Source organism: Mycobacterium colombiense, assembly GCF_003284935.1.
In the GTDB taxonomy this organism is placed as follows: domain Bacteria; phylum Actinomycetota; class Actinomycetes; order Mycobacteriales; family Mycobacteriaceae; genus Mycobacterium; species Mycobacterium arosiense_A.
This window is the reverse complement of sequence record NZ_QMEV01000039.1, coordinates 1-26,143: the sequence shown is the minus strand read 5'-3', so window position 1 is coordinate 26,143 and position 26,143 is coordinate 1. Positions and strand designations below refer to the sequence as shown.

The window sequence follows — 26,143 nt, the reverse complement described above, 5'->3', positions numbered from 1 at the left end:
GCCGGCCCGCGCCCCAAGAGGACCCAAATTTTGGAAGAACGTGCAGCGTGGCGGCGTGACTGGGGGCCGCTACTGTAGTAGCCATGTCAGACCGCCCCCCGGCCGCGCTCACGATCCTTAAGCTCGCGGGGCTCTGTTTGTTGGCCAGCGTCGTCGCCACGGCCCTGCTGTTCCCGTTCGCCGGCGGAATAGGACTGGTGTCCAATCGCGCCTCGGAAGTGGTGGCCAATGGCTCGGCCCAGCTGCTCGAGGGCGAGGTGCCCGCCGTGTCGACGATGGTCGATGCCAAGGGCAACACCATCGCCTGGCTGTATTCGCAGCGCCGGTTCGAGGTGCCCAGCGACAAGATCGCCAACACGATGAAGCTGGCGATCGTCTCCATCGAGGACAAGCGGTTCGCCGACCACAACGGCGTGGACTGGAAAGGCACCCTGACCGGGCTGGCCGGCTACGCCCGCGGCGACGTCGACACCCGCGGCGGCTCGACCATCGAGCAGCAGTACATCAAGAACTACCAACTGCTGGTGACCGCGAAAACCGACGCCGAGAAGCGCGCGGCCGTGGAAACCACTCCGGCCCGCAAGCTGCGCGAGATCCGCATGGCCCTGACGCTGGACAAGACCTTCACCAAGCCCGAGATCCTGACCCGCTATCTGAACCTGGTCTCGTTCGGCAACGGCTCGTTCGGCGTACAGGACGCCGCCCAGACCTACTTCGGCATCAACGCGTCCGACCTGAACTGGCAGCAGGCGGCGCTGCTGGCGGGCATGGTGCAGTCGACCAGCGCCCTCAACCCGTACATCAATCCCGAAGGCGCACTGGCGCGGCGAAACCTGGTGCTGGACACCATGATCCAGAACATCCCGCAGGAGGAGGAAGCGCTGCGCGCGGCCAAGGCCGCGCCGCTGGGGATCCTGCCGCAGCCCAACGAACTGCCCCGCGGCTGCATCGCGGCGGGCGATCGCGCCTTCTTCTGCGACTACGTCCAGGAGTACCTGTCGCGGGCCGGGATCAGCAAGGAACAGGTGGCCCGGGGCGGCTACCTGATCAAGACCACGCTGGACCCGGACGTGCAGATCCCGGTCAAGGCGGCCATCGACAAATTCGCCAGCCCGACCCTGCCGGGGATCTCGAGCGTGATGAGCGTGATCCAGCCCGGCAAGACGTCGCACAAGGTGATGGCCATGGCCAGCAACCGCACCTACGGGCTCGACGTCGACGCCGGTCAGACAATGCGCCCCCAGCCCTTCTCGCTGGTCGGCGACGGCGCGGGATCCGTCTTCAAGATCTTCACCACGGCCGCGGCCCTGGACATGGGCATGGGCATCAACGCCACCCTCGAGGTGCCGGGCCGGTTCCAGGCGAAGGGCATGGGGAGCGGCGGGGCCAAGGGCTGCCCGAAGGACAACTGGTGCGTGGTCAACGCCGGTAACTACCGCGGGTCGATGAACGTCACCGACGCGTTGGCCACCTCGCCCAACACCGCTTTCGCCAAGCTGATCCAGCAGGTCGGCGTGACGCGCACGGTCGACATGGCGATCAAGCTCGGGCTGCGGTCCTACGCCGACCCGGGCACGGCCCGCGACTACAACCCCGACAGCAACGAGAGCCTGGCCGACTTCGTCAAACGGCAGAACATCGGCTCGTTCACGCTGGGCCCCATCGAGGTGAACGCGCTGGAACTGTCCAACGTCGCGGCCACGCTGGCCTCCGGCGGCACTTGGTGCCCGCCCAACCCGATCGACAAGCTGGTCGACCGCAAGGGCAACGAGGTCGCCGTCACCACCGAGACCTGCGACCAGGTGGTGCCCGAGGGCCTGGCGAACACGCTGGCCAACGCAATGAGCAAGGACGCCCTGGGCGGCGGCACGGCCGCCGGGTCGGCCAGCGCGGCGGGCTGGGACCTGCCGGTGTCCGGGAAGACGGGCACCACCGAGGCGCACCGCTCGTCGGGCTTCGTGGGCTTCACCAACCACTACGCGGCGGCCAACTACATCTACGACGACTCCACCAACCCCACCGATCTGTGTTCCGCCCCGCTGCGCCACTGCGGCGAGGGCGACCTGTACGGCGGAAACGAGCCGGCCCGCACGTGGTTCACCGCCATGAAGCCGATCGCCACCAATTTCGGGCCGGTGCAGTTGCCGCCCACCGATCCGCGCTACGTCGACGGGGCACCCGGGTCACGGGTGCCCAGCGTCGCCGGCCTGGATATCGACGCGGCCCGCCAGCGCATCAAGGAGGCGGGCTTCCAGGTCGCCGACCAGAACAACTTCGTCAACAGCAGCGCCAAGCAGGGCGAAGTGGTCGGCACGACGCCGAGCGGCGCGACGATTCCGGGCTCGATCATCACCATCCAGGTCAGCAACGGCATCCCGCCCGCCCCGCCGCCGCCACCGGAAGGCGCGCCGCCGGTCGGTTCGCAGGTCGTCGAGATCCCGGGCCTGCCGCCGATCACCATTCCGCTGCTGGCGCCGCCGCCACCGGCGCCCGGCCAACCGCCGCCATAGGCGGGATTGCGCCGTGACGCAAGAGATACGCTGCCAGTCCGCGACCGGCAGTAGGCTGCCAGCATGGCTGATGCTCAAGTCCCGATTGCCCGGCTCCTCCCCGGGCCGCCTCGCGGCCCGCATCGTCGCCGAGCTGTGCCCGTCCTGATCCGTGCCGGCGCCGCCACCCTTGCTTCGAGCGTCGCCGGCCTCGGTTATGCCGCGGTCATCGAGCGCAACGCGTTCGTCCTGCGCGAGATCACCATGCCCGTGTTGAGCCCGGGCTCGACGCCGCTGCGGGTGCTGCATGTCAGCGACCTCCACATGACGCCCGGCCAGCGCCGCAAACAGGAGTGGCTGCGCGAGCTGGCCGGCTGGGAGCCGGACCTGGTGGTCAACACCGGCGACAACCTGGCCCACCCCAAGGCGGTGCCGTCGGTCATCCAGGCCCTGGGCGACCTGCTGTCGCGGCCGGGTGTCTTCGTGTTCGGCAGCAACGACTACTTCGCGCCCACGTTGAAGAATCCGCTGAACTACGTGACCAACCCGTCCCACCGGGTCCGCGGCGAGCCGCTGCCCTGGCAGGACCTGCGGGCGGCCTTCACCGAGCGCGGCTGGCTCGACCTCACCCACACCCGACGCGAATTCGAAGTGGCCGGCCTGCACGTCGCCGCGGCGGGTGTGGACGACCCCCATCTCGACCGGGACCGCTACGAAACCATCGCCGGCCCGGCCAGCCCGGCGGCGAATCTGCGGTTGGGGCTGACGCATTCGCCCGAGCCCAGGGTGCTGGACCGCTTCGCCGCCGACGGCTATCAGCTGGTGATGGCCGGACATACGCACGGCGGGCAGGTGTGCCTGCCGTTCTACGGCGCGCTGGTGACCAACTGCGGTCTGGACCGCTCGCGCGCCAAGGGTCCGTCGCGCTGGGGCGCGAACATGCAGCTGCATGTGTCCGCCGGGATGGGCACCTCACCGTTCGCGCCGGTGCGATTCTGCTGCCGTCCGGAGGCCACCCTGCTGACGTTGATCGCCGCTCCGATGGGCGACCGCGACGCGGCCAGCGACCTGACCCGCTCGCAGCCCACAGCATCGGTGCGTTGACCGGCCAGACCCGGATCGCGGTCCGCAGCCGCTCACGTTGCTGGACCGACAACGCGATCCGGCTGATCCAGGCCGACGCCCGGCGTAGCGCCGACACCCATCTGCTGCGCTATCCCCTGCCATCGGCGTGGAGCACCGGCGGCCCCGGGGCTCAGGTCGCGCTATACCTCAAAGACGAGACCACGCACATCACCGGCAGCCTCAAGCACCGGTTGGCACGCTCGTTGTTCCTCTACGCGCTGTGCAACGGCTGGATCGACGAGGGCACCACGGTGGTCGAGGCGTCGTCGGGCTCGACGGCGGTGTCGGAGGCCTATTTCGCGGCCCTGCTGGGGCTGCCGTTCGTCGCCGTGATGCCCGCGGCGACGAGCACCTCAAAGGTGGCGCTCATCGAAGCCCAAGGCGGCCGTTGCCATTTCGTGCAGAGCTCCAGCGAGGTCTACGCCGAGGCCCAGCGGGTCGCCGGCGAGACCGGAGGGCATTACCTGGACCAGTTCACCAACGCCGAACGCGCCACCGACTGGCGGGGCAACAACAACATCGCCGAATCGATCTTCGAGCAGATGCGCGAGGAGGAATACCCGGTCCCGGAATGGATCGTGGTCGGTGCGGGCACCGGCGGAACCAGTGCCACCATCGGGCGCTACATCCGCTACCGGCGCCACGCGACCCGGTTGTGCGTCGTCGATCCGGAGAACTCCGCGTTCTTCCCCGCCTTCGCCGAGGACCGCGACGACGTCGTGCTGCCCACCTCGTCGCGCATCGAGGGCATCGGCCGGCCGCGGGTGGAGCCGTCGTTCCTGCCCGGCGTGGTCGACCGGATGTTGGCCGTCCCGGACGCGGCGTCGATCGCGGCCGCGCGGCACGTCAGCGCGGTGCTGGGGCGCCGGGTGGGGCCGTCTACGGGCACCAACCTGTGGGGTGCGTTTGGCCTGCTCGCCGAGATGGTCGCCGAGGGCCGCAGCGGTTCGGTGGTCACGCTGCTCGCCGACAGCGGCGACCGCTACCGCGACACGTATTTCAGCGACGAGTGGGTGACCGCGCAGGGACTGGACCCCGCGGGCCCGGCCGAGGCGCTGGTCGAGTTCGAGCGATCGTGCTCCTGGGCGTGACCCGGCGCACGGCGGTTTGGCCAGCCGATGGGCCGGTGCGATAGGCTGTCGGAGCTTCAAGCGGGGTGTGGCGCAGCTTGGTAGCGCGCTTCGTTCGGGACGAAGAGGCCGTGGGTTCAAATCCCGCCACCCCGACCAGTCTGACATCGATCGGTCGTCAGCCGTTCCGGCCGGTCGTCGACCGCCGTGTGGCGGTCGTCAACGGGCGTTCGCCCGGAGCAGGTGTGGTGCGCAATCACCCAAAACCGGGCCGATATACTGCATCTCGCGTAATGCTAAGCAGACAGCATTGACGTTCGTCGCCGTCATAACTCATCAGTGATCGCCTCGCGAGACCGCAGGCTGCAGAAAACGGCGCGGAAATGCCTGTAACCGGTCTCGAAGCATGAGGGCGACATTCAGTGACCAATCTTGACGATCTGACCCTGCTCACCGACGTTCTGCGCGCCATCTATTCCGCGGACGCTTCGGACTTCCCGCAGGTGCTCGACGACCTGACCGGCGCGGCGGCGCGCTGGGTGCCGGGGGCTCAGGAGGCGGGGATCACCGTCACCAGCCGGCAGAACGAGGTCAGCACCCCGTCGGTCACCCACGACAGCGCCCGTCTGCTCGACGAGTTCCAGCAGCGCCACCTGGAGGGGCCGTGCGTGCACGCCGCGTGGACCCGCAAGGTCGTCGTCGTCGACGACCTCGAGACGGACGAACGCTGGCCGAAGTATCAGGCCGACGCGCTCGCCCACACGCCGATTCGCAGTGTCCTGTCGCTGCCCATGTTCGCCGACGAGCTGAGCATGGGCGCCCTGAACTTCTACGCGGATCGCCCCCGGGCGTTCTCCGAAGACTCCCGCCGGATTGCCGCCATCTTCGCCACGCTGGGCGCCCTGGCATGGAGCAACGTCGTGCGCACCCAACAGTTCAAGGAAGCCCTGAGCACCCGCGACATGATCGGACAGGCCAAGGGCATCCTCATCGAGCGCTACGACCTCGACGATCAGACCGCGTTCAACACGCTGATCAAACTGTCGCAGAGCATGAACACCCCGCTGCGCGACATCGCGCGCCGGGTGATCGAGGACGCGACCCGGCGCTGACACCACTTGCCTGGCCCGAACATCGTTGTGGCGCGGGCCGTTTCGCTACCCTTCCCACTCCGGTTCCAGCCGCTGCGGCCTGGCGTGGGCAGCGACCCCGGGGGTGCGGCGCGGTCCCCGCACGGAAACGGTCGGGATTCGCGTCCAGCTCTGCAACTGGGTGCGCCCCACCAGGCGGCACTGATGCGTGATGGCCAGGCGGCGAGCCGCCTTGGTGAACGTCTGGTTGGTCACCACGACCGTCCGGTTACAGCCATGGTGCAGCGCCCCGGCCACGACCTGCTGGACCGCGGCGACCCCCACCGCCTTCGCCAGCCTTTTGCATTGAACGGCCATGCGGGCACCGTCCTTCTTGGCGATCAGGTCCACGCCGTAGTCGCCGGTGGTTGCCGTGGGCGTGACGCTGTAGCCCGCGATGCGAAGCTGCGCCGCAACGAATTCCTCGAACTCGGTGCCCGTCATCCGATCGATGGTCCGCAGCCCGGCTTTCGCGCACTTGAGGTCGCGCCGCCGCTGCGCGCCGGCCTGGTGTCGATCCCGCTGCACCGAAAGCCACCACAGGATCGCCACCGCGGCGGCCAGGCCAACCAGGCCGGCCGCGCACCCCGCCGGCAAACTACCGGTGGCCCGCTGCGTGAAATACCAAGGGAGCGCTAACCCCAGCGGGAGCAGCGACCCGAGCACCTTGTCCATCGTGGGCTGAACCTAGCGGATGCCACCGACAATCCGGCGCAGCTCCGCGATCGCGCCGCAGCGCGCGGCTCACCCCGCCCGGGGAGCTTTCGGCCGGGCGGCGTCAGGCGCAGTCGGCGCACACCGGAAGGCCGGAGCTGGTGGCCCGCATCCGGCTACGGTGCTGCACCAAAAAGCAGTTCGAGCAGGTGAACTCGTCGGCCCGCTGGGGAATCACGGTCACCGACAGCTCTTCCCCGGACAGGTCGGCGCCCGGCAGCTCGAAGAAGTGCACATCGTTGGGGTCCTCGTCCACGACGGTGGTGGCGGCTTCCTGCAGGGTCGGCGCCAATTCGCGCAGCGAGGACTTGTCCTGGGTGTCCGCGTCGGATATACGGCGTGCGTCGTAGTCAGTGGTGGTCGCCATAGGGGTTCCTTCCTGCTCTGGAACGGGTTGACGCACTTTCCTGTACTCCCCCGTGGCGCAGGCAGTACCCCGTTCGGGGGTGTGCTACACCAATGCGACCAAAAAAGATGCCGGCGTCTCCCCGACGGGCAAACCGCGACCGCTCAGCTGCTGGGCGGTGGCGCCGGCTGGTCGGAATGCTCGGAGTGCCAGCGCAGTTCGGCCTCACGGACCTTGCGGTGGGTGCGCAGCAGCCAGACCGCGCTCAGCGCGCCCAATATGACGGCCACGATCAGGGCGACCGCGCCGGTCACCAGATGGCCGGCAGCCACGGCGAACAGGCCTACGGTCAGGGCAATCACCGCGACGGCCGAACCCGCGAGGCCGGGCGCATTGGCACCATTCTGGAGGGATTCGCCGGCGTGCTGACGGGTGGTACGGGCATGGTCCACTGGGGCGTTCTTGCGGTAATCCAACGTCATCCCTCGTCGAAAACTATTGCGTGCCAATGTTATTCACAAGCCGTCCGGCTTTGGCCGGTTCAGCCGGCAGGCGCGGCAAAGCCGCTCCGGCGTAGCGGATCATCACCCCCGGATACCCTTTGGCCCCAGGACCAAACGAGAGTCGGGCCGTGTCAGTCACGCCCGGCCTGGGTATGCCGGGCACATGACTTCACGATCGCACGCGGGCGGGTGCCCGGGAGCCGGTGTAGGGAGCCTGCCCTGACGGCGCACGGCGGCCGCCCCGCCGTCTTGTTCGACGTCGACGGAACCCTGGTCGATTCCAACTATCTGCACGTGTACGCCTGGCAGCGCGCGTTCGACGCCGAGGGCATGGTGGTGGCGTCCTGGAAAATCCATCGCTGCATCGGGATGGACGGTTCCAGGCTGGTGCGCAAACTCTCCGACGACGCCCCGGAAGACGTGCGGGAGCGCCTCAGCGACAAGCACAGCGAGTACTACCGGAAGATCACGCCGCTGCTGCAGCCGTTGCCCGGCGCCCGCGACCTGGTGCGCCGCGTGGCCGAGCTGGGCTTGCAGGTGGTGCTGGCCAGCTCGGCGCCCGAAGACGAACTGGAGATTCTGCGCAAGGTGCTCGATTGCGACGACGTCATCTCTGAGACCACCTCGTCGCGCGACGTCGACACCGCCAAGCCCGAACCCGGCATCGTGCGGGTGGCCCTGGACCGCGCCGGCGTGGATGCCGACCACGCGGTGTTCGTCGGCGACGCCGTGTGGGACGCGCACGCCGCGGCCGGCGCGAGACTACCGTGCATCGGGCTGACGAGCGGTGGCATCTCCCGTGCGGAGCTGCGGGAGGCAGGGGCCGACCCCGTTTTCGCCGATCCACGCGACCTGCTCGAACACCTGGAGTCCACCCGGATCGCGGCGCTGGCGCCCGGGCGCTGATCGGGCGGTTCGCGTCAGTCGCCGTGCGTCCGCAACAGCAGCGGCAGCACCCACCAGAAGACGGTGAACAGCGGCAGCGCACACGCTCCGGCGATCAAGCCGACGGTCCGTCCAGCCACCGCGGCGAAAATGATCGTGGTCAGGCCGATCACCGCCAGACCGAGCAGGGCCAGCCCGGCATAGGCACACCGGTGCGCGGCCGAGACCAGGACTTGGAGCCGATGACGCCGGAACAGCATCCGGTGCATCGCCACCGGGGCGATCAGCAGGACCGTCGCGCACACCGCACACACCACGGTGGCCAGGTAGATTACGCGCATCGGCGGCCCCAACACGTCGAAGCGCTGCTGGAACGGCAGGGTCAGCAGGAAGCCGGTCAGCAGCTGCACCCCGGTCTGGACCACCCTTAGCTCCTGCAGCAGGCTGTTCCAATTCCGGTCCAGCCGTTGAACTTCGGTCTCGCCTCGCTCACGGTGATCCCACCGCTGGTCGGATTGCGGATCATCGACGTCCATAGCCTGATCATCGCACTTGGAGTGGGGCGCACAGACCCCTTCGGGGCCTCCGTGTGCACGGGAAAACCGGGAACAGGTCACGAGATCGATGAGATGCGAATGCGGGACGCGCCGCGATCGCGCCAAAGCTGTTGTCAGGCAAGCGATCGGTGCGCCCGGTTGGGCGTGGCGCGGACCGGACGCCGCCGGGGTGGATTGCTAGCCGTTGAGATTGCCGTCCCGCACCCCGGTCAGCGCGTCGTCGAGCGTCGGGTACAGCGGGAAGGTCTTGTCCAGACCGGTCAGGTGGATCGGTCTGCGGGTGGCCGGGCCGCGTGCGACCACGCCGAACCCGGTCTGCTTGCCCAGCTTCTCGTAGGTCGCGGCCAGGATCTTCAGCCCGACCGAGCCGAGGAACTCCACCGCCGAGAGATCGATGACCAGCGCCGTCGGGCTATCCGCGACGACCGCGCTAATGGCTTGTTCGAGGGCGGGCGCCGTGACCAAATCGATTTCGCCGCTGACACTGACCACGGACACCCCGTCGTGGTCCTCAACCAACGTGGTAATCGAATCAGGAGCTGACAATGGCAATCCTTTGTCCTGGGCCGTGGCGTGGATTCAACCCTAGCCTGCCGTTACGAACTGCGAGAAGAATATGCCCTCTACACGTGCCCCGCGACAACCCAGGCTAGTCTCGCAAAAGGAACTGCAGACCGCAGGGCGCGACGTGGCACTCGGGAGGCCAGATGTCAGATTCGCCGTCGGATTTCAACAGTACCGGCACGGTCGCGCAGACTGTCGGCATCTCCAGCGAGGGCCTGTTGCCGCAGCTCGTTCAGCATCTGCGGCAGAATCGGACCGTTCTGCGCGAGGAGTGGGCCCGCCGCATCACCGAGGCCGAGCTGCTCACCGCGATGACCCCGGAGGAACTCTTCTCCGAGGCGACGGCCGTCTACGACAACTACGTCGAGGTGCTCGAGACCGGTAGCGTCGAGGCGCTGCAGGCCTACGCGCGTGACCTGTCGGAACGCATCATCCCGCGAGGGGTGGAGACCGACGAGGTGCTCGGCATCGTCCTGCTGCTGCGCGACGTGCTCGCCCGCTCGCTGTTCGAGAAGTACCAGACCGAGTTCGAGATGCTCAACCGGGTGCTGGACGCCTACGAGCCCGCGGCCAACCGCATCGCCAACACCGTGGGCGTGTCGTTCGTGCAGGAACGCGAGCGCATCATCCGCCAGCAGCAGGAGGCCATCCGCGAACTGTCGACGCCGGTGCTGCAGGTGCGCGAGCAGCTGCTGATCCTGCCGATCATCGGCGTGCTGGACAGCCAGCGCGCCCGCCAGGTTACCGAACAGCTGCTGCGGGCCATCCGCGCCAACCGCGCCAAGGTGGTGGTCATCGACATCACCGGTGTGCCGACCATCGACTCGACGGTGGCCAACCACCTGGTGCAGACGGTCGACGCGTCGGGATTGATGGGCGCCAGCGTGATCATCACCGGCCTGTCCTCGGAGATCGCGCTGACGCTGGTGACCATCGGGCTGGACCTGTCCAAGATGAACGCCGTCGGCGACCTGCAAGGCGGCATCGAGGAAGCCGAACGCCTCCTGGGCTACGAGGTCACCCGCACCGGCGAACAGACCGGATAACCACAATCGACACGAGCATCCCATGCCAGTACCGATCCTGAAACAGGGCTCGATCCTCATCGCGTCGGTACAGGCCGCCCTCACCGACTCCGACGCCGAACGTCTGCGTTACGACCTGATGGAACGGGTCAGCCAGTTCCGCGCCCAGGGCATCATCGTCGACGTCACCGCAATAGATGTGATGGATTCCTTCGCCGCCCGGTCGCTGCGCACGATCGCGCATATGACCCGGCTACGCGGGGCGGACACCGTGATCGTGGGTCTGCAGCCCGAGGTGGCCTTCGCGATGGTCCAGCTGGGGCTTGCGTTCGACGACATGAACACCGCGCTGGACCTCGAGGAGGGCCTGGCACTGCTGAATCGCCAAGGCGGAGTTGGGAAGTCAACGATCGGGCTCGACGGTGGCGGCTGATATCGTCGTCGCCATCGACCACCCCGACGACATCGTCGAAGCCCGCAAAGCCGGCCACCAACTTGCCCTCGATCTGGGATTCTCGCTCACCGACGTCACGATGATCGCCACCGCGATCTCGGAGATCGCGCGGAACATCACCAGCTACGCCGGCCGCGGCGCCGTCCGGGTCGCCATCGCCGATCGCGAGGGCCACAAGGCCCTCGTGGTGCGCGCCGAAGATCAGGGTCCCGGAATCGCCGACATCGAGCGGGCGTTGGAAGACGGCTACACGACCGGACGGGGCCTGGGCTTGGGCCTGCCGGGCGCCCGCCGCCTGATGGACCGGTTGGTCGTCGAGTCCACCCTCGGCCAGGGGACCGTCATCGAAATGTGGAAATGGGTTCCCCCTCGTGCATGAGAACGGGCGATTCGGCCCCATCGAATGGGCAAGGGCGGGTAGGCCTTTGCCCAGCGAGTACACCTGTGGTGACCGCGGCATCGCGGTCGACATCGACGGTGCGGCCGCGCTGTTCGGGGTGGTGGACGGGCTCGGCCACGGGCCGCCCGCCGCGGAAGCCGCGCTGCGCGCCGTCGACGCGGTCACCCGCGCCAGGTCCGAGCGCATCGAGGTCTTGATCCAGCTGTGCCATCGCGTGCTGGCCGGCACCAGAGGGGTCGCAATGACGTTGGCACGGGTGGATTTCGCGGACAGCACGCTTACCTGGGCCGGCGTCGGCAATGTCACCGCCGATGTGGTGGCCAAAGCACCGACCGGTATCCAGGTTCGGTCCAGTGCACGACTCGCCGCCGGTATCGTCGGCTACCGGATACCGGAAATCAGGCCGGCGCAAGTAGTTTCGATTCGCCCGGGTGACCTGATCGTGATGAGCACCGACGGGATCGCCGAAGACTACCTGGACCACATCGACTTTTCGGCCTCGGCCGTCGCCATCGCCGAAGGACTCCTCGGCAAGGACGCGAAGGAGACCGACGATGCGATGGTTTTGGCGGCACGTCATAGGGGAGTAACGATTTGAGCGGCCACAACGACTTCTACGACCAGTACGAGGCCGCGCTACGCACCTATCTGGACTCGCGTGACGAGGTCACCCTGGCGATCGGCAACGAGCTCGGGCGCAGAGCACTACAGGAGCAGATCAGCCTGCTCGACATCGTCGAGCACCACGTGCGGCTGATCTTCGAAATCTCCGACGACGTGCGCGTCGATGCGCCGATCGCGCTGGAATTCCTGCTGCAGCTGCTGGTCCCGCTTGACGTCGCGACGCGCGGCTTCATCGACGGCAACAGACGCTACGCCGAGCAGCGGGCCCGCGCCGAGGGGCTGGCCGACCGCGACAAATTCCGTACCGCGCTGGTGAATTCCCTGCAGGAAGGCTTCTTCGTCGCCGATCACAAGGGCTCGGTGGTCGAGATCAACAGCGCCTTCATCGAGATTCTCGGATTCCCCAACGAAGGCCTGCCGTACAAGTGGCCGCACCCCTGGCTGGTCGACACGAAGACGGCCGCCGAACAGATGACCCGGGTGCTGAGCCACGGTAGGGCCGACTACGAAACACCGATTCGCCATGCCGACGGCCATCTGGCGTGGGTGAAGGTGAGCATCAACGCGGTGAAGGAAACCGGCAGCGATCGAGACGCCTACGTGGGAACGATCCGTGACGTCACCGCCGAGCGTGCGTTCGCGGCCCGGGAAAGCGCGGTGCTGCGCCTGGCGACCGCGGTGGCGGTGGCCAAGAGCGTGGACGAACTGCTGTCGATCACCCTCGACGAGTGCAGCACGGCGATCGACGTGCAGCGGGTGATCGCGGTCTCGTGGCCCAACGGTGAAGGCGACCCGACCGTCCAAGTGGCGGGCCAGCCCTCGGCCTCGTCCTGGCGCACGCTGGATCCGTGGTTGCGCAACACCTTTCAAGACGCACGTCACCAACTGCCGCTGACGGCGAAAACGATTGAGGCGCCCGAGAATCCGGGTAAGGCGCTGGGACTGGTCGCGGTGCTCTCCGGCACCGGGGACCTGGCGCTGTGGCTGGAGCTGCGGACACCCCGGTGGGTCAGCGGGGAGGATCGGCTACTGGTCACCGTGCTGATCAGCCACCTGAGTCTGGCGATGCAGCATGTGCGCCAGTTCGAGAGCGCGCGTGAGACGTCGCTGACCTTGCAGCGCGCCATGCTGCCACCGGTCCAGCCGCCGCCGGGCTTCGCCGTTCGCTACGAACCCGCGGTCCCGCCCTTGGAGATCGGCGGCGACTGGTATGACGTGCTCCCGATCGGCGAGCACCACATCGGCATCGTCGTCGGCGACTGCGTGGGCCGCGGCCTGCCCGCCGCCGCGATCATGGGGCAGCTGCGCAGCTCTGCGCGGGCGTTGCTGATCAACGGCGCCGAACCCGCGGTGCTGCTCGATCAACTCGATTCGGCGGCATCGCTCATCCCGAATGCGTACTGCACCACGGTGTTCCTTGCGATTCTGGACACCGAGACCGGGGTGCTGCAGTACAGCAACGCCGGCCACATGCCGGCCGTCCTGGTCGGGCCGGAGCCCGGCGCGGTCACGCTGTTGACCGAGGGCGCGTCGGTGCCGCTCGCGGTGCGCCGGACCGAGCCGCGCCCGCAAACCATCCAGGTGCTGCCGCCCGGCTCGACGCTCATGCTGTTCACCGACGGGCTTGTCGAACGCAAGCACGAATCGATTGACGACGGAATCGCCCGCGCCGCAGACGTTCTGGCGCAGACTATGACGTCACCGCTGGACACCGTCGCCGATGAGGTGCTTCGTAAGCTGGCTCCCGCGGCGGGGTACGACGACGACGTCGCGATGGTGATCTACCGACATCTGCACAACCCGCTGCGGATCGAAACCGTCGCGACCGCAGACCAATTGGTCCGCATCCGGCATCGGCTGGCCGACTGGCTGCACGCCGGAGGCGTCACCGAAGAGCTGGCTGCGGACATCGTGCTGGTGGTCAACGAGGCGTGCACCAACTGCGTCGAACACGCTTACCGTGGCTTCGCCGCCGGAACGATGTTGCTCGAAGTCACCCTCACCGGCGACGAAGTGCGCACCCGGATCACCGATTACGGATCGTGGAAGACGCCGGCCGCCAATCCGGGTACCGGTGGCCGCGGCTTGCCGCTGATGCGGGTGCTCAGCGATTCCATGGAGCTGGACACCACCGCCGCCGGCACCACCGCCGACATCACCTTCCGGCTGCCGTCAGCGGCCGTCTGAGGCGGGTCAGGAACCCTATGGCGGCCCCGCCGCACCGTTTGCCCACCCCGCGTAGCGGGTAGACATCGGCGTGACCCACGCATCGACCATGACCGAACCCGTCCTGCCTGCAGCGCACGGGCCGTTGTCAACAGCCGTGCGTTGCGCGCTGGCCGGCCCACCCTCTGGCGATCACCTGGCGCGCATCGGCGCGTCCGCGCGCGATTCCGATCCCTATGGGCTGGATCTGCAGCTGGCGTTGTCCATGTGCTACGAATTGCACTACCAGGGCCTCAACGGTGTGGATCCCGCCTGGGAATGGAACCCCGCGTTGCTGGGGCTGCGCGCCGAACTGGAACGCGCGTTTTTGGCCGGTGTGCGCCGCGACGTCGGACACATCGACCCCGACCAGACGGCGGCGGCCGAGATGGAAGCGCTGACGGTCGAACCCGTGGACGGCACCGGCCCGTCTTACTACCTGCGCGACACCGGGACGTGGCAGCAGATGTGCGAATACTTCGTGCACCGCTCGCTGTATCACCTCAAGGAGGGCGATCCGCACGCGTGGGCCATTCCGCGTCTGCGTGGAGTCGCCAAAGCGGCGTTCGTGGCAGTCGAATTCGACGAGTACGGCGCCGGACAGGGCGCGCGGCTGCACCAGCAGTTGTTCGCCGATCTGCTGTCGGCGGCGGGACTGGATCCGACGTATTGGGGCTACATCGACGCGGTGCCCGCCGAATCCCTGGCGGTGGTCAACCTGATGTCGCTGTTCGGGCTGCACCGCGCGATGCGCGGCGCCGCGATCGGGCACTTCGCCTCGACGGAGATCACCTCACCGCCGGGGTCACAGCGCATGGTGAAGGCGTTGCGCCGCCTGCAGGCGCCGGCGGCCTGCGTCGAGTTCTACAGCGAGCACGTCGAGGCCGACGCGGTGCACGAGCATGTCGTCCGCATCGATGTGGTGGGCGATCTCGTCGCCCAGGAGCCGCACCTCGAGCGCGACGTCATCTTTGGGATCCGGGCGCACGCCGCGGTGGAAGACCGTCTGGCGGAACGGATTATGACGTCGTGGCGGCAGAATCAGACGTCGCTGCGGAGGCCGCTGGAGCAGCCGAGCGTTCCGGCGTTTTGAGGCGACGGCACCGGCGATGGCTGGTGTCGCACAGCGGGTAGCGGTCGCTGCGCCGACAGGTACAGATCGCCACCATGAACCGGTCGGACTCGACGACATCGCCATTGGGCATCTCGATGCGCACCGGGCCCGAGACCAGCACGGGCCCGTTGGGCACCACCTGTACCCGGGTAGCGGTCATCGCTTCTCCGCGCGGATGACGATCAGCTCTTCTTCGCGCCGGCCGCGCGGGATCAGGCCGATGTCCTCGAGCCATTCGGCCCGCGACGACATCACCGGACCGAACGGTATCCATTTGGACGCAATCACTTTCGCGTCCATCCCGGCCCACTTCAGGGCGTCCAGCGACTGCTGCACGCCGGACAGCGCCGAATGGACCAGCAGCAGCGATCCACCGTCGCGCAACAACTTTGGCGCGGTCTCGCACAGCGGATCGAGGATCATCCGGCCATCCGCGCCCGCATTCCAGGCCCAGGACGGTCCCGCGGCCGGGCAGATCTCGTCCGCCTCGGCGCCGGGCGGAGTGGGCACATAGGGCGGGTTGGACACCACGACGTCGAACGGCGCGTCATCCACCGCCGCGCTCCAGGAGCCCTCGCGAACGTCGACCTGCACGCCCGCCACCGCCGCGTTTTCCCTGGCACAACGCACCGCCTGCGGGCAGATGTCGAAGGCGGTGGCGCTGGCGCATCCCATTGCCGCAGCCGCGATCGCGACGAACCCGCTGCCGGTGCACAGATCGAGCACACGACGTCCCGGGATCAGGCCGGAGTCGTGCATCACATCCACCAGCAAACGGGAGTCCTCCTGCGGCTGGTACACGTTGGGCACCGGTGAAACAGCGGGCTCGGGATACGTGGTTGTCACTGTTGGCCTTTCAAGATCCCTACGAGGATTGCCGCTGATCACGGCTTGGCGGGATAATGCCCGCAAACCGGCGGATTCAAACGGACCGGCCGAAAAGTCGCGGTCAGCCGGTGGTCGTTTGCGCGAATTGCTTGAGGATCGTCGCGCAGAAGGCCGGAAGATCCGAGGGGGAGCGGCTGGTAATCAGGTTGCCGTCCACCACGACCTCTTCGTCGACGACGTGGGCGCCCGCATTGCGCAGATCGGTGCGGATGCTGGCGTACGAGGTCAGCGTCCGGCCCACTGCCACACCGGCTTCCACCAGCGTCCAGGGGCCATGACAGATGGCCGCCACCGGCTTGCCCGATTCGGCGAAATCACGGACGAAGGACACCGCGGTACTGTCCATGCGCAGTTTGTCCGGGTTCACCGTGCCGCCCGGCAGCACCAGGCCGTCGAAGTCGTCCACGGAGGCCTCGGATACTTTGCGGTCGACGGCAAACGTTCCCGCCGGTTCCAGATCGTGGTTACGCGCCTGGATTTCGCCGTCCTTCAGGGACAGCAACTCGACCCGGGCGCCGGCTTCCTGCAGCGCCGCACGCGGCTGTTCGAGCTCCACTTTTTCCACTCCGTCGGCCGCCAAAATCGCAATTTTCTTGCCTTGCAACTCATTTGACATTCGTCGATCTCCTTTCTTGCGATCACCGATTTCTTCCCGCTCACCGCGCTCGTCACGCTGGAGCGCCTCGCCGATCCCCGTTGCCGCTCGTGCGTAATGCCGTGTAGAGGTCCAGTCCGCCGATACCGCAGAGCAGTGCCGCCGAAATGGCGCCCCGACGCCGCCGCCCCGGGCCGCGAGCCGCCACGCCCGCAATCAGCAGGGACAGGTCAAGGACGTCTCCGGCCACCCTGGTCCACACCAACGTGGCGGGTCCGCCCAGCAGCGCGGCGCCATGCCCGCATTCGCGAACCCCGAGCGCGCGGATCACCCGCCGCGACCGGCCGGTGTCATCCACGCCCGCAAGTGCGGCGACTTTCCCCGGGGCGACCAGTTCACCGATGCCCAGCCCGAAACTGGCGCCGCTGAGGGCCTTGACGAGCGTGTTCGTCGTGCCGTCGGTCCGATCGCTCACCTTCCACTCCCCCTAGCTTTGCCGCCGCGCCGACATCCGCGCCACGGCGGTGTTACAGCGATTTGCGGGGCCAACACCGCCCGAACGCGGTGCTCACTCCCGCCGCACCGCCGTCCCGACGGGCGTTGGCCGGCTGCCGCACGACTGCGACGCGGGTACCCGAGCGGAAAGCGGTCAAACCTGCGGTCAGTTCGCTGCGTCGCGCAGCGCCGCGAGCAACGGCTCGGCGGCTTCGGCGAGGAACCGCTCCTGGGCGTCGCCGCCGATCTGCACGAGCGCGATATCGGTGAACCCGGCCTCCCAGTACGGCCGCACACCCTCGACGATGGCATCGAGGTCGGGACCGCAGGGAATGGTCTCGGCGACGTCTTCGGGCCGCACGTACTGGGTCGCACCCGCAAAGCCGGCCGGCGTCGGCAGATCGGCGTTGACCTTCCAGCCGCCGGCAAACCAGCGGAACTGGTCGTGCGCTCGCTTCACCGCCGTGTCGCGGTCGGGATCCCAGGACACCGGAATCTGGCCGACCACGCGTCCGCCGCCGGCCAGGTTGGCGGCCTGGCGGGCGCCGTGCCAGGCGTCGACCAGCTCCTTCTTGGGCTCCGTGGCGATCAGGTGGTCGGCCAACTTGGCGAACTTGTCGACGGCCTTGGTGCCGCCGATCGCGACCCCGATGCCGACTGGGACGTCGGGCACGTCCCAGAGCCGGGCCGAATCGACCTGGAAGTAGTCGCCGGTGAAGTCCACCAGTTGACCGCCGAACAGCTCGCGGATGATCTTGATGGCCTCGCGCAGCATGTCCTGCCGCCGCGTGACGGTGGGCCAGCCCTTGCCGACGACGTGTTCGTTGAGGTTTTCACCGCTGCCCAGACCCAGGGTGAACCGTCCGTCGGACAGGATCTGCACCGTGGCCGCCTGCTGGGCGACGACGGCGGGGTGATAGCGCATGGTCGGGCACGTCACATAGGTGTAGAGGTCGACCCGCTCGGTGGCCTGTGCCACCGCACCCAGCACCGCCCAGGCGTTCGGCGCATGCCCCTGCGTGGTCAGCCACGGCGAGAAATGATCACTACACACCTGGAAGTCGAAGCCACGCTCTTCCGCCGAAACCGCATACCGGACAAGGTCTTTGGGTCCACTCTGCTCGGTCATCAAAGTGTAGCCAAAATTCGTCATGCGTGACGGAGTACCCGACTACGCAGGGCGCAAACGACGCCGTCGTGCCACCCCGCGCCGCGTCCGCATCCTCAGTCCGCGGTGGTGATCGCGTCCCCGGTCACGCCGGCGGCCCTGCGCGCGGCGAGCCGGCGCTTCTGCGGCTCGATGGTGTAGCGGGGGTCGGCGGCCGATTCCCTGCCCGCCTCGAAGAATCCGAACCTCAGCATGGCCGATGCCGCCAGCAGCGCCAGGCCGGACACGGCGGCGACGCCCCGGTGCCGGCCGCCCAACAGCGCGCCCAAACCGCCTGCGGCGGCGAGCAATTCGCTCCCCTGTAGCAACCGGCCCGGCGTGCCGTGGTGCAGCGGCTCCCTGGTCACCGGGTCCATCCGGAACTCGGTGAATCTGGCGGAGATCAGATCGCTGACCGCGCCGATGACGGCCAGCTTGCGCGCGGGCCCGGCCTCGGCCACCGGCGTGGTGATCATCGCCAACCCCGACGCGGCCAAGCTCGCCGAGCTGACGAACACGAACGGCAGGTCTCGATATGCCGCGTTCCACGTCGGGGTCGCCGTGTCGGTGAGCAGCACCGCGGTGTAGACCGCCAGCGGCGCCGAGAACACGGCGGCCTCCAATCCGGCCGGCCCCTCCACAGCGCGCAGCACGGGCCGCAACGGGCCCAACGGGATTCGCTCGCCGGTCATCCGGTCGACCTCGGCGGCCGCGGCCACCCCGATGCCCGCCGAGAACAAGCTCAGAATCCACGAGCCGATGCTCATCGGCGAGGTCAACTTGACCGTCCGCAGCATGTTGACGAAGCGCTCGGGGCGGCCGAGATCTTTCACCAGGGCGACGGCGCCCAGGGCCACTGCGATCAGGGCGGACAGCCTTGTGTTGCGGCGCAACGTGTTTCGACCGGTGAGCTGGGCACCGGCCGCCAGCAGACCCGACCCACCGGCGACGCCCCCCAGGAACAGGTACGCCGCCACTTCGTGTCCCCACGGCGCGGGCTTGACCACCGGCCGCCCGTAGTACGAGGTGAACTCGGCGTCGGGAACCATCGGCATCTCGCGTGAGCCGTCCGCGGCGCCGCGGCGCCCGGCGCGCCTGCCTTTGCGGCGCTTGCCGCCCTTGGGCTCGGGCGGACGGAAGCTGTCGAATTCCGAGGTGCTCATCGACTCCTCCAGAATGCCAGCGCGGCCGCGCCGACCATGCCGGCCGCGGCCAGGCCGGCTCGCTTGACCATGGTCGGCAGGTCGGCCGTGCACACCCGCGGGTCGGGCGGCAGCCCGTAGACCTCCGGCTCGTCGAGCAGCAGGAATACCGACCCGGTGCCGCCGACGCCGTCGTTCTCGTTGGCGCCGTAAAGCCTTGCCTCGGTGCGTCCCTCGGCGTGCAGCTGGGCGACGCGCTCGCGCGCCTGGGCCACCAGCTCGTCGTGATCGCCGAACTTGATCGACGTTGTCGGGCAGGTCTGGGCGCACGCCGGTATCTGGTCCTCGACCAGCCGGTCGTAGCAGAGCGTGCACTTCTGGGCGACGCCGGTGACGTACTCCTCCTTCGGCCGACCCGGACGTTCCGCCGGCGTCGCGTAGGTGCCGTCGCTGCGCCGTTCGACCACGCCGAAGGGGCAGCCCGCCACGCACGTGCCACAGCCGTTGCAGACGTCGTGCTGCACCACCACCGTGCCGAACTCGGTGCGGAACAGCGCTCCCGTCGGGCAGACGTCCAGGCAGCCGGCGTGGGTGCAATGCTTGCACACGTCCGACGACATCAACCAGCGGAACTCCGGGGTGTGCGGGGGCTGCGAAACCAGTTCGGCCTCAGCGGTTTTCGCGGCGCCAGGCAGGGCGGGCATGCCGAGATTGATCAGCGCACGGCCGGATTCGCGGGCCTCTTCGATGCGGTCGCGGCCCTGCTCGATGAAGGCGACGTGCCGCCACGTGCTGGCGCCCAGCGCGCCGGTGTTGTCGTACGACGACCCGAGCAGCTCCAGGTCGCCGTCGCGCGGGTTGCGGTTCCACTCCTTGCACGCGACCTCGCAGGCCTTGCAGCCGATGCAGATCGAGGTATCGGTGAAAAAACCCTTGCGCGGCTTGGCATCCGGCCACCCGGCGGCCGCGGCCGGGTCAGTCGGTCCGGTCAGCTGGCCCATCGGCTCCCCCTTCCCAGACGGAATCGCTCACCCGTTCATTACCGGTCTCGGTGGTGACGCCCGAGCGTGACTGGTAGTCGGCGATCAGCCGCAACAGCTCCTCGCCCTGCGGGCGGCGGCCCGGACGGATGTCACACGCCCCCGCCTTGGATTCCTGGATCTGCACGTTGGGGTCCAGCGTCACACCGAGCAGGTCGTTGGCCGCGTCCCCGCTGACCACCGCGTCGCTGCCGACCCCCCAGTGGTAGGGCAGGCCGATCTGGTGCACGGTGTGGCCGTTGATGAGGAGCGGGCTGACCCGTTGGGTGACCAGCACGCGGGCCTCGATCGCGGCCCGCGGCGAGATGATGGTGGCCCACCCGTAGGGCTCCAGGCCGCGTTCGGCCGCCAGTTCCGGGGACACCTCGCAGAACATCTCCGGTTGCAGCTCGGACAGGTAGGGCAGCCACCGGCTCATGCCGCCCGCGGTGTGATGCTCGGTGAGCCGGTAGGTGGTGAAGACGTACGGGTAAACGTCAGCGCCCGGGTCGCCGGCGCTGGGTGCGCTCAGATTGTCCTTGCGCGGGAACACGATTCGCGCCGGGCTGCGCTGCTGGGGGTACAGCGCGTTGGCCACCGGTGACTCCTGCGGCTCGTAATGAGTGGGCAGCGGCCCATCGACCACACCCTTCGGCGCGAACAGCCAGCCCTTGCCGTCGGCCTGCATGATGAACGGGTCGTCGCCGGCCAGCGCGTCCGGTCCACCGAGATCGGGGTCGGGGCGGCTGCCGGGGGCCCGGTCGACCACGAAGTCGGGCACGTCGTAGCCGACCCAGCGGCCCTGCCCCTCGTCCCACCAGACGTAACGTTTGCGCTCGCTCCACGGCCTGCCGGCCGGGTCGGCCGACGCGCGGTTGTAGAGCACCCGCCGGTCGGCGGGCCACGCCCAGCCCCATTCCGATTGGCTCGGCGACGCACCGCCGTGCGGCACCCGGCGCGCGGCCTGGTTGGTGGCGTTCGCGTACACCCCGGTGTAGATCCAGCACCCGGCGGCGGTCGACCCGTCGGCGCGCAGCTCGGTGTAGGACGTCAGCGGTCCGGCGCCGTCGACGCGGTATCCGTTGACCTCGGCCAGCACCGCCTCCCCGTCGGGTTCGCCGTGCTCGTCGGTCGGGTAGTCCCACGTCAGGTCCAGCAGCGGCCGGTCGCGCTCGTCGGTCGATCCGGCCAGCCGTTGCCGGATCCGCTTGCCGAGCTCGTAGAAGAACTGCAGTTCGCTCTGGCACTGGCCCGGCGGCTCGACGGCCTTGTGCCGCCACTGCACCAGCCGCTGCGTCTGGGTGAACGATCCAGCCTTCTCCACGTGCGTGGCGGCGGGCAGGAAGAACACCTCGGTCTCGATCTCCGAGGTCTTCAGCTCGCCCGAGGCGATCTCGGGTCCGTCCTTCCACCAGGTGGCCGATTCGATCAGGTTGAGATCGCGGACCACCAGCCACTTGAGATGCGACATGCCCATGCGCTGCATGCGGCCGTGGGCCGAACCGACAGCGGGGTTCTGCCCGAGCAGGAAGTAGCCCTCGACCTCGTCGTCGAGCATCCCCATCACGGTCTGATAGGTGCCGTGCGGGCCGGACAACCGCGGCAGATAGTCATACGCCCAGTCGTTGTCGGCGGTCGCCGCGTCCCCCCACCACGCCTTGAGCAGGCTGACGGTGTAGGCGTCGGCGTTGGCCCAGAATCCCTTCTGCTTCTTGGATCCGACCGCGTCGAGGTAGTCGGCGAGGGTGTCGTGCATGCCCGCCTTGGGCATCGGCAGGTAGCCGGGCAGCAGGTTGAACAGCGTGGGGATGTCGGTGGAGCCCTGGATGGTGGCGTGACCGCGCAGCGCCATGATGCCGCTGCCCGGGCGGCCGACGTTGCCCATCAGCAGCTGCAAAATCGTTGCGGTGCGGATGAATTGGGCGCCCAGGGTGTGCTGGGTCCAGCCGACGGCGTAGGCGAAGCAGGTGGTGCGCTCGCGCCCGGAGTTCTCCACGATGGACCGGGCCAGGTAGTCGAAATCTTCGCGGCCGATACCGCAGACGTCCTTGACCATCTCCGGGGTGTAGCGGGCGTAGTGGCGCTTGAGGATCTGGAACACCGTCCGCGGGTGCTGCAGGGTTTCGTCGCGCTGCACCCGGGCGTGCGCCAGCGGTGGGCCGCCGCTGCCGTGCTCGTCACCCGCCGCGCTCTGCGATGCGGTGGCGCCGTGCGGGTGGCCGGTGGCGGGCGAGTCGAGATCGCTGTCATCCCGCTCTTCGTAGGCCCAGCTCGAGGTGTCGTACTGACCGGTCTCGGGATCGAAGCCGGAGAACAGGCCACCGAGATCCTCGGCGTCCCTGAAGCTTTCGTTGATCAGGGTGGCGGCGTTGGTGTACGCGACGACGTACTCCTTGAACCACAGGTCGTTGGACAGGACGTGGTTGATCAGCGCGCCGAGCAGCACCACGTCCGAACCGGCGCGGATCGGGATGTGCCGGTCGGCGACCGCCGAGGTGCGGGTGAAGCGCGGGTCGACGTGGATCAGCCGGGCGCCGCGCGCCCTGGCCTCTTCCACCCACTGGAAGCCCACCGGGTGACACTCGGCCATGTTGGAGCCCTGGATGACGATGCAGTCGGCATTGGCCATGTCTTGCAGTGATTGGGTGGCGCCGCCGCGCCCGAAGGAGGCTCCCAGACCGGGAACCGTGGCGCTGTGTCAAATACGAGCTTGGTTCTCGATCTGAATGGCGCCCGCGGCGGTGAAGAGCTTCTTGATGAGGTAGTTCTCTTCGTTGTCCAGGGTGGCGCCGCCGAGCGCGGCGATACCCATAGTGCGGCGCAGCAGGTTGCCCTTCTTGTCGATGTCCTGCCAACTGTTGCGGCGTGATTCCACGAAGCGGTCGGCGATCATGTCGATCGCGGTGTCCAGCTCCAGCGGTTGCCACTCGGTGGCCCGGGGCGGCCGGTAAAGCACCTGCAGCTGACGTCCCGGCGAATTCACCAGCTGCTCGCTGGCAGAACCCTTGGGGCACAACCGGCCTCGCGAGATCGGCGAGTCGGGATCGCCCTCGATCTGCACGACGCGCTCGTCCTTCACGTACACCCGCTGCCCGCAGCCGACGGCGCAGTACGGGCACACGCTTTGCACGACACGGTCAGCCGTGGTGGTGCGCGGGGCCAGCGCGCGGGTGTGTTTGGAGGTCACCGCCGAGCCGCGGCCGAGTTTGTCCGTCGACCGCAACTGGCGCAGGACGGGCCATTCCAGGAACACTTTGCGCAGGGCCATGTTGTCACCCTAGTGGCGATCGCAAGCGCGGCGAAGCCGAGCGCGGCGGGTCGCCACGTTGTCACCTAGTGGCGATCGCAAGCGCGGCGAAGCCGAGCGCGGCGGGTCGCCACGTTGTCACCTAGTGGCGATCGCAAGCGCGGCGAAGCCGAGCGCGGCGGGTCGCCATGCGACCTAGTGCCGTGGGTCCGATCAGCGCACCACGATGGTGTGCTCGCCGCGCGGTATCAATTCGCCGATGACGGGCGCTCCCGGAATCTCCCCGGCGATCAGCAGCCCACCGGAGGTCTGCGCGTCGGCGAGCAACAGGGCGTCGTCCTGCGCGACGGCGGACAGGTCGACGTGCGGCGCCACCCAGTCGAGGTTTCGCCGGGTGCCGCCGGACAAGTAGCCGGCGGCCAGCGCCGCACGCGCGCCGTCCAGGTAGGGCACCGCCGCCGAATCGATCACGGCCGTCACGCCGCTGGCCCGCGCCAGCTTGTGCAGATGCCCAAGCAACCCGAAACCGGTGACGTCGGTGGCACATTCGACCCCGGCCGCCAGCGCCGCGGCGGCCGCGTCGGCGTTGAGCGTGGTCATCACGGCGACCGCCTCTTCGAAGCGCTCCCCGGTGGCCTTGTGCCGGTTGTTCAGTACGCCGACACCGAGCGGCTTGGTCAGCGACAGCGGCGTGCCGGGCTTGCCGGAATCGTTGCGCAGCAAGCACTTTGGGTCGGCGATCCCGGTGACCGCCAGCCCGTACTTGGGTTCGGGGTCGTCGACGCTGTGCCCGCCGGCCAGGTGGCAGCCGGCCACTGCGCACACATCCAGCCCGCCGCGCAGCGTCTCGGTGGCCAGCTCGAACGGCAGCACCTCGCGCGGCCAACCCAGCAGGTTCACCGCGACGACCGGACGCCCGCCCATCGCGTAGACATCGGACAGCGCGTTGGTGGCGGCGATGCGGCCCCAGTCGTAGGCGTCGTCCACCACCGGGGTGAAGAAGTCGGTGGTCGCGATCAGCGCCGTGCCGTCCTGAATGCGCACCACGGCCGCGTCGTCGCCGTGATCCAGGCCCACCAGCAGCTCCCCGACCGGGTCGCGCGGCGGGTGCCAGCCCAGACCGCGGACGACGTCTTCGAGCTCACCGGGCGGGATCTTGCAGGCGCAGCCGCCGCCGTGGGCGTATTGAGTCAATCGGTACGTCACGGCGTCCATGGTGCCCGCGCGCCGAAGGCTGCGACAATTGGCGCCATGGCTCAAGGAGGCGTGTCCGGTCTGGTGACCGGCGCGGTCTTCAAAACCGTCGAACGGCAGTCGCTGTCGTTGGCGGGTTCAATTCCCGTCCGCCTCCGCCATGTTCTTCCGGATCCGCGATGACCGATCCGCGCCGGCGGGTGCCCGGCACCGACACGCTGCTCGCGGATCCGCGGCTGGCCGCGGCGCAGCGGGTCCTGGGCCGCGCGCTGGTGAAGTCGGTGATCACCGCGGCGCAGCGACGGGCGCGTGCGGGAGAGATCTCACCCGAGCAGGTCGCCGAACACGCGATCGCCGCGCTTCCCGCCACCGCCTCGAGCCTGCGGCCGGTGATCAACGCCACCGGCGTGGTGGTGCACACCAATCTGGGCCGCGCCCCGCTGTCGCGGGCGGCGCTGGACGCGGTGGTCGCCGCGGGCGGGGCCACCGACGTCGAGTTCGACCTGGCGACGGGCCGGCGCGCGCGCCGGGGCCGGGGTGCGCTGGCCGCGTTAGCCGGCGCGGTCCCCACCGCCGGCGGCGTGCACGTCGTCAACAACAACGCCGCCGCGCTGCTGCTGACCGCCATGACGCTGGCCCCAGGCAAGGAGATCGTGCTCAGCCGCGGCGAACTGGTGGAAATCGGCGACGGCTTCCGCATCCCCGAACTGCTCGAATCCACCGGGTCGCGGCTGCGCGAGGTCGGCACCACCAACCGCACCAGCCTGCGCGACTACGCCGACGCGCTGGGGCCGCAGACCGGTTTCGTGCTCAAGGTGCATCCGTCCAACTTCCACGTCACCGGGTTCACCTCGGCCGTGGACGTCGCGACGCTGGCACCCGAACTGCGCAAGCTCGACGTCCCCCTGGTGGTCGACATCGGCTCGGGCCTGCTGTCGCCGCACCCGGTGCTGCCCGACGAGCCGGACGCGACGTCCATGCTGGCCGACGGCGCCGACCTGGTGACCGCGAGCGGGGACAAGCTGCTCGGCGGGCCGCAGGCGGGGTTGCTCTTCGGCCGTTCCGAGCTGATCGTGCGGATCCGGCGCCACCCGGCCGCGCGCGCCCTGCGGGTCGACAAGCTGACGCTGGCCGCGCTGGAAGCGACGCTGCTCGGGCCTCCTCCGCCGGTGGCCCAGGCGCTGGTCGCCGACGTCGGGCGGCTTCGTTAT

General features: G+C 68.6%; 26 protein-coding genes and 2 tRNA genes. 14 read left to right on the top strand and 14 right to left on the bottom strand.

Features of this window, described 5'->3' with window-relative positions; translation table 11 throughout:
- The first annotated feature begins 83 nt into the window (after positions 1–83).
- From ponA2 to DQP57_RS17180, 5 genes are all read left to right on the top strand, one after another.
- Positions 84–2,510: a transglycosylase/D,D-transpeptidase PonA2 gene (gene ponA2 / locus DQP57_RS17200; RefSeq protein ID WP_112634056.1), complete on the top strand. Its 2,427-nt coding sequence runs from the start codon at positions 84–86 to the stop codon at positions 2,508–2,510.
- A gap of 63 nt (positions 2,511–2,573) precedes the next feature.
- Positions 2,574–3,593: a metallophosphoesterase gene (locus DQP57_RS17195; RefSeq protein WP_240631796.1), complete on the top strand. Its 1,020-nt coding sequence runs from the start codon at positions 2,574–2,576 to the stop codon at positions 3,591–3,593.
- Positions 3,590–4,705 (top strand): PLP-dependent cysteine synthase family protein, encoded by a 1,116-nt coding sequence (locus DQP57_RS17190; RefSeq protein ID WP_205869150.1) that lies wholly within the window; start codon positions 3,590–3,592, stop codon positions 4,703–4,705. The genes DQP57_RS17195 and DQP57_RS17190 overlap by 4 nt, the downstream gene beginning before the upstream one ends.
- Before the next feature lie 61 nt (positions 4,706–4,766).
- Positions 4,767–4,843: transfer RNA gene (locus DQP57_RS17185), tRNA-Pro, on the top strand.
- Positions 4,844–5,106: 263 nt separating this feature from the next.
- Entirely contained in the window at positions 5,107–5,796 is a 690-nt protein-coding gene (locus DQP57_RS17180; protein WP_112634054.1) for a GAF and ANTAR domain-containing protein, read from the top strand.
- 45 nt (positions 5,797–5,841) lie between these two features.
- On the opposite strand, the gene DQP57_RS17175 is transcribed toward DQP57_RS17180, so the two are convergent.
- The 3 genes from DQP57_RS17175 to DQP57_RS17165 form a co-directional block, all read right to left on the bottom strand.
- Positions 5,842–6,489, bottom strand: a complete 648-nt coding sequence (locus DQP57_RS17175) for a restriction endonuclease (protein ID WP_112634053.1) — start codon at positions 6,487–6,489, stop codon at positions 5,842–5,844.
- A 103-nt stretch (positions 6,490–6,592) separates the two neighbouring features.
- Positions 6,593–6,895, bottom strand: a complete 303-nt coding sequence (locus DQP57_RS17170) for a DUF4193 domain-containing protein (RefSeq protein WP_112634052.1) — start codon at positions 6,893–6,895, stop codon at positions 6,593–6,595.
- 143 nt (positions 6,896–7,038) lie between these two features.
- Complete coding sequence (locus DQP57_RS17165; RefSeq protein WP_112634050.1) at positions 7,039–7,356, bottom strand: hypothetical protein; 318 nt, start codon at positions 7,354–7,356, stop codon at positions 7,039–7,041.
- Positions 7,357–7,596: 240 nt separating this feature from the next.
- On the opposite strand from DQP57_RS17165, the gene DQP57_RS17160 reads away from it, so the two are divergent.
- Positions 7,597–8,283, top strand: coding sequence for an HAD family hydrolase (locus tag DQP57_RS17160; protein ID WP_112634078.1), 687 nt, complete (start codon positions 7,597–7,599; stop codon positions 8,281–8,283).
- Between the two features lie 14 nt (positions 8,284–8,297).
- On the opposite strand, the gene DQP57_RS17155 is transcribed toward DQP57_RS17160, so the two are convergent.
- Together DQP57_RS17155 and DQP57_RS17150 are read right to left on the bottom strand one after the other, a co-directional pair.
- A complete protein-coding gene (locus DQP57_RS17155) occupies positions 8,298–8,798 on the bottom strand; it encodes a DUF6328 family protein (RefSeq protein WP_112634048.1) in 501 nt (166 codons plus the stop codon).
- Between the two features lie 198 nt (positions 8,799–8,996).
- A complete protein-coding gene (locus DQP57_RS17150) occupies positions 8,997–9,365 on the bottom strand; it encodes an STAS domain-containing protein (RefSeq protein ID WP_240631795.1) in 369 nt (122 codons plus the stop codon).
- Positions 9,366–9,526: 161 nt separating this feature from the next.
- Between DQP57_RS17150 and DQP57_RS17145 the strand changes: the two genes are divergently transcribed.
- From DQP57_RS17145 to DQP57_RS17120, 6 genes are all read left to right on the top strand, one after another.
- Positions 9,527–10,429 carry an STAS domain-containing protein gene (locus DQP57_RS17145; protein ID WP_112634044.1) on the top strand — a complete coding sequence of 301 codons (903 nt, stop codon included), beginning with the start codon at positions 9,527–9,529 and terminating at the stop codon, positions 10,427–10,429.
- Between the two features lie 22 nt (positions 10,430–10,451).
- The gene (locus DQP57_RS17140) at positions 10,452–10,841 is read left to right on the top strand and encodes an STAS domain-containing protein (RefSeq protein ID WP_112634042.1); all 390 of its coding nucleotides are present in this window, start codon (positions 10,452–10,454) and stop codon (positions 10,839–10,841) included.
- Positions 10,831–11,241: an ATP-binding protein gene (locus DQP57_RS17135; protein ID WP_112634040.1), complete on the top strand. Its 411-nt coding sequence runs from the start codon at positions 10,831–10,833 to the stop codon at positions 11,239–11,241. Before DQP57_RS17140 ends, DQP57_RS17135 begins: the two co-directional genes overlap by 11 nt.
- Positions 11,234–11,860 carry a SpoIIE family protein phosphatase gene (locus DQP57_RS17130; RefSeq protein WP_112634038.1) on the top strand — a complete coding sequence of 209 codons (627 nt, stop codon included), beginning with the start codon at positions 11,234–11,236 and terminating at the stop codon, positions 11,858–11,860. Before DQP57_RS17135 ends, DQP57_RS17130 begins: the two co-directional genes overlap by 8 nt.
- On the top strand, positions 11,857–14,073 hold the full coding sequence (locus DQP57_RS17125) for a SpoIIE family protein phosphatase (protein ID WP_112634037.1): 2,217 nt from the start codon (positions 11,857–11,859) through the stop codon (positions 14,071–14,073). The genes DQP57_RS17130 and DQP57_RS17125 overlap by 4 nt, the downstream gene beginning before the upstream one ends.
- A gap of 88 nt (positions 14,074–14,161) precedes the next feature.
- Positions 14,162–15,184, top strand: a complete 1,023-nt coding sequence (locus DQP57_RS17120) for an iron-containing redox enzyme family protein (protein WP_112634035.1) — start codon at positions 14,162–14,164, stop codon at positions 15,182–15,184.
- On the opposite strand, the gene DQP57_RS17115 is transcribed toward DQP57_RS17120, so the two are convergent.
- From DQP57_RS17115 to selD, 9 genes are all read right to left on the bottom strand, one after another.
- On the bottom strand, positions 15,111–15,365 hold the full coding sequence (locus DQP57_RS17115; RefSeq protein WP_112634034.1) for a CDGSH iron-sulfur domain-containing protein: 255 nt from the start codon (positions 15,363–15,365) through the stop codon (positions 15,111–15,113). The two genes, DQP57_RS17120 and DQP57_RS17115, sit on opposite strands and share 74 nt — an antisense overlap.
- Complete coding sequence (locus DQP57_RS17110) at positions 15,362–16,051, bottom strand: HemK2/MTQ2 family protein methyltransferase (RefSeq protein ID WP_112634032.1); 690 nt, start codon at positions 16,049–16,051, stop codon at positions 15,362–15,364. The genes DQP57_RS17115 and DQP57_RS17110 overlap by 4 nt, the downstream gene beginning before the upstream one ends.
- 103 nt (positions 16,052–16,154) lie before the next feature.
- A complete protein-coding gene (locus DQP57_RS17105) occupies positions 16,155–16,709 on the bottom strand; it encodes a type 1 glutamine amidotransferase domain-containing protein (RefSeq protein ID WP_112634031.1) in 555 nt (184 codons plus the stop codon).
- A 52-nt stretch (positions 16,710–16,761) separates the two neighbouring features.
- Positions 16,762–17,163 (bottom strand): malate dehydrogenase, encoded by a 402-nt coding sequence (locus DQP57_RS17100; protein WP_112634030.1) that lies wholly within the window; start codon positions 17,161–17,163, stop codon positions 16,762–16,764.
- Between the two features lie 186 nt (positions 17,164–17,349).
- Complete coding sequence (locus tag DQP57_RS17095) at positions 17,350–18,336, bottom strand: LLM class F420-dependent oxidoreductase (protein ID WP_112634029.1); 987 nt, start codon at positions 18,334–18,336, stop codon at positions 17,350–17,352.
- Positions 18,337–18,407: 71 nt separating this feature from the next.
- Positions 18,408–19,493: an NrfD/PsrC family molybdoenzyme membrane anchor subunit gene (nrfD, locus tag DQP57_RS17090; protein WP_112634028.1), complete on the bottom strand. Its 1,086-nt coding sequence runs from the start codon at positions 19,491–19,493 to the stop codon at positions 18,408–18,410.
- Positions 19,490–20,473: a 4Fe-4S dicluster domain-containing protein gene (locus tag DQP57_RS17085; protein WP_112634027.1), complete on the bottom strand. Its 984-nt coding sequence runs from the start codon at positions 20,471–20,473 to the stop codon at positions 19,490–19,492. Before DQP57_RS17085 ends, nrfD begins: the two co-directional genes overlap by 4 nt.
- Positions 20,448–23,759, bottom strand: coding sequence for a formate dehydrogenase (fdh, locus tag DQP57_RS17080; protein ID WP_240631794.1), 3,312 nt, complete (start codon positions 23,757–23,759; stop codon positions 20,448–20,450). The genes DQP57_RS17085 and fdh overlap by 26 nt, the downstream gene beginning before the upstream one ends.
- A gap of 192 nt (positions 23,760–23,951) precedes the next feature.
- Positions 23,952–24,953 (bottom strand): selenide, water dikinase SelD, encoded by a 1,002-nt coding sequence (gene selD, locus DQP57_RS17070; RefSeq protein WP_430919527.1) that lies wholly within the window; start codon positions 24,951–24,953, stop codon positions 23,952–23,954.
- A gap of 45 nt (positions 24,954–24,998) precedes the next feature.
- Between selD and DQP57_RS17065 the strand changes: the two genes are divergently transcribed.
- Both DQP57_RS17065 and selA read left to right on the top strand, forming a co-directional pair.
- A tRNA-Sec gene (locus tag DQP57_RS17065) sits at positions 24,999–25,093 on the top strand.
- A gap of 18 nt (positions 25,094–25,111) precedes the next feature.
- On the top strand, positions 25,112–26,143 hold a 1,032-nt coding region (gene selA, locus DQP57_RS17060), incomplete at its 3' end, for an L-seryl-tRNA(Sec) selenium transferase (RefSeq protein ID WP_112634024.1).

Excerpts from the sequence above, each read along its gene's own strand:
- DQP57_RS17140 (WP_112634042.1), top strand. The coding sequence starts at position 10,452 with ATGCCAGTACCGATCCTGAAACAGGGCTCGATCCTCATCGCGTCGGTA.
- selD (WP_430919527.1), bottom strand. The coding sequence starts at position 24,953 with ATGGACGCCGTGACGTACCGATTGACTCAATACGCCCACGGCGGCGGC.
- DQP57_RS17165 (WP_112634050.1), bottom strand. The coding sequence starts at position 7,356 with ATGACGTTGGATTACCGCAAGAACGCCCCAGTGGACCATGCCCGTACC.
- DQP57_RS17145 (WP_112634044.1), top strand. The coding sequence starts at position 9,527 with ATGTCAGATTCGCCGTCGGATTTCAACAGTACCGGCACGGTCGCGCAG.
- DQP57_RS17085 (WP_112634027.1), bottom strand. The coding sequence starts at position 20,473 with ATGGGCCAGCTGACCGGACCGACTGACCCGGCCGCGGCCGCCGGGTGG.
- DQP57_RS17170 (WP_112634052.1), bottom strand. The coding sequence starts at position 6,895 with ATGGCGACCACCACTGACTACGACGCACGCCGTATATCCGACGCGGAC.
- nrfD (WP_112634028.1), bottom strand. The coding sequence starts at position 19,493 with ATGAGCACCTCGGAATTCGACAGCTTCCGTCCGCCCGAGCCCAAGGGC.
- DQP57_RS17120 (WP_112634035.1), top strand. The coding sequence starts at position 14,162 with ATGACCGAACCCGTCCTGCCTGCAGCGCACGGGCCGTTGTCAACAGCC.
- DQP57_RS17195 (WP_240631796.1), top strand. The coding sequence starts at position 2,574 with ATGGCTGATGCTCAAGTCCCGATTGCCCGGCTCCTCCCCGGGCCGCCT.
- DQP57_RS17175 (WP_112634053.1), bottom strand. The coding sequence starts at position 6,489 with ATGGACAAGGTGCTCGGGTCGCTGCTCCCGCTGGGGTTAGCGCTCCCT.
- ponA2 (WP_112634056.1), top strand. The coding sequence starts at position 84 with ATGTCAGACCGCCCCCCGGCCGCGCTCACGATCCTTAAGCTCGCGGGG.
- DQP57_RS17155 (WP_112634048.1), bottom strand. The coding sequence starts at position 8,798 with ATGGACGTCGATGATCCGCAATCCGACCAGCGGTGGGATCACCGTGAG.
- DQP57_RS17105 (WP_112634031.1), bottom strand. The coding sequence starts at position 16,709 with ATGTCAAATGAGTTGCAAGGCAAGAAAATTGCGATTTTGGCGGCCGAC.
- DQP57_RS17095 (WP_112634029.1), bottom strand. The coding sequence starts at position 18,336 with ATGACGAATTTTGGCTACACTTTGATGACCGAGCAGAGTGGACCCAAA.
- DQP57_RS17115 (WP_112634034.1), bottom strand. The coding sequence starts at position 15,365 with ATGACCGCTACCCGGGTACAGGTGGTGCCCAACGGGCCCGTGCTGGTC.